Source organism: Nonomuraea longispora (assembly GCF_004348345.1).
Classification (GTDB): Bacteria; Actinomycetota; Actinomycetes; order Streptosporangiales; family Streptosporangiaceae; genus Nonomuraea; species Nonomuraea longispora.
The window spans coordinates 1-1,975 of record NZ_SMJZ01000407.1; the positions used below are offsets into that span (position 1 = coordinate 1).

The following is a 1,975-nucleotide window of genomic DNA, read 5'->3' on the forward strand; positions in this document are numbered from 1 at the left end:
GGGTGATCGCGGGGACGCGCACGGGCCGGGGCACGGGCCGGGGAGCCACGCGCGCCCGCCCGCGCGGGCACTCCCCCACTCGTACCCCTCCCGTGCACAACCCGTCGCGGTAGACCGTCACCTGGGGCAGCGCCACCTGGGGTGAGGCCCGCCGCTGCCGGGGCGGCACGGAGATCGACACCTTCGGCACGGGCCGGCGCCGCGCCGACACCCTGGGCACGGTCACCCGTCCCGGCCTGGCGGTGACACCCTTCGGGGGCGCGGGGGCGCGTACGGTCACCCGCGGCGCGGGGCCTGGCCACGGCGCCCGGCCGGCCTCCGCGCCGCTCACGTCGGCGCCGGTGACGCCGCCCACGAGCACGGCGGCGGCGAGCAGCAGCGCAGCACGCCTGACGGCCACGATCACAGCCCTCCGGCGATCCGCGTGAACTCCTGCAGCGCCCCGGTGAACGCCTCGGGGCCGACGGCCAGCGGCCCGGCGAAGGCGCGCGCGATGTCCCATGTGAGGTAGGTGCCGAAGCCGAGCAGCGCCGCGGTCGCCACCAGCGGCAGGATGGCCAGGCCGCGCGGTCTGGCCCCGGCCAGGAACGGGAAGACGACGACGAGCGCCCCGGTGAGGATCGTCAGGATCAGCAGCCCCTCGGGCGGGGTCGCCGCGGCGTCGGCGGTGCGCTGGGCGCGCGCGGCGGCGATGCTCCTGATGTGGTCGAGCACGGCCGCCTTGGCGTCGGTCTCCTGGTCGCCCTCCACCTCGACGGCGTGGACGGCGCCGCGCAGCTGGTCCATCCTGGCTCCGCCGACCGGGTCCATCGCGCCCTCGGCCATGAGCGGCCACTCGTCCCTGACCACGAACGTGACGTAGTCGTGCAGCGCCCTGCGCACCTCCTGGGGCGCCGTGCCCGGCAGCTCGCCGGCGGCCCAGTAGGCGTCGACGGCGGCCCGGCTCTCGGCGTGGGTGTTGAGCCTGGCGGCGTCGGCCGTGGTCCACGGCACGATGACCGCGATGGCGAACACCAGCAGGAACATGGCCGACAGCATGGCCCCCGCGTGGGCGGCGGAGGGACCGCTGGGGTCGCGGTCCTCCCCTGCCGCCCTGACCCGCCTGAACACCAGCGCGGTGAGCGCCACGGCGCCCACCGCCGCCAGGATGGAGAGTGTGTACGCCACCATGAAGATCTCCCGGACCCTGTCGACTACGCAGTGCGACATTACTATCACATAGGGCGACGATGGCGGCAGGCGGTGATCGGTAAAGTCCCGGGCATGTCTCGGCCCGGGCGGGGTCCGGCGCTAGGGCAGCTCGACGAAGGACCGCTCTTCTCTTGGTGGCCGGGCACGAATCCCGGCGGGCGCACCATGGCATACCGTCGCCAGTGAACGCGTCCCACGAGGAGGAGCGGCAGGTTGATCGAGGTCAGGGAACTCCACGAGATGGCGGAGTTCGAGCAGGTCAACGACTTGTTCGAGGACATCTGGCACTTCGGGCCCGGCGACCCGCCCATCACGATGGAGCTGATGCGGGCGCTGTCGCACTCGGGCGGCTATGTCGCCGGCGCCTTCGAGGGCGGCCGGTTGGTGGGCGGCTCGGTCGGGTTCCTCGCGGCGGGCGGCGCGTTGCACTCGCACGTCACCGGCACGACGCGGCGCGGCGCCGGGTTGGAGCTCAAGCTGCACCAGCGCCGCTGGGCCCTGGGACGCGGGATCGAGCGCATCACCTGGACCTACGATCCCCTGGTGCGCCGCAACGCCCACTTCAACCTGGCGAAGCTGGGGGCGCGGCCCCAGGAGTACCTGCCGCGCTTCTACGGCGTCATGGACGACGCCATCAACCAGGGGGACGAGTCGGACCGGCTGCTCGCGGTGTGGCCGCTCACCGCGCCGCACGTGGAGGCGCTGATCCGGCGCGAGCCCGGTGAGAGCCCGGCGCCGGACGGCGCGGTGGTCGCGCTGGCCGACGAGGGCGGCAGGCCGGTGG

General features: G+C 74.3%; 2 protein-coding genes and 1 pseudogene. 1 reads left to right on the forward strand and 2 read right to left on the reverse strand.

Annotated elements, in window-relative coordinates:
* A pseudogene (locus E1267_RS43540) lies at positions 1-400 on the reverse strand (hypothetical protein); the annotation flags it as partial.
* 2 nt (positions 401-402) lie between these two features.
* Complete coding sequence (locus E1267_RS43545) at positions 403-1,170, reverse strand: bestrophin-like domain (protein ID WP_161714850.1); 768 nt, start codon at positions 1,168-1,170, stop codon at positions 403-405.
* Positions 1,171-1,404: 234 nt separating this feature from the next.
* On the opposite strand from E1267_RS43545, the gene E1267_RS43550 reads away from it, so the two are divergent.
* On the forward strand, positions 1,405-1,975 hold a 571-nt coding region (locus E1267_RS43550), incomplete at its 3' end, for a GNAT family N-acetyltransferase (RefSeq protein ID WP_246064738.1).

Coding starts and splice junctions, on each gene's coding strand:
- E1267_RS43545 (WP_161714850.1), bottom strand. CDS start 1,170: ATGGTGGCGTACACACTCTCCATCCTGGCGGCGGTGGGCGCCGTGGCG.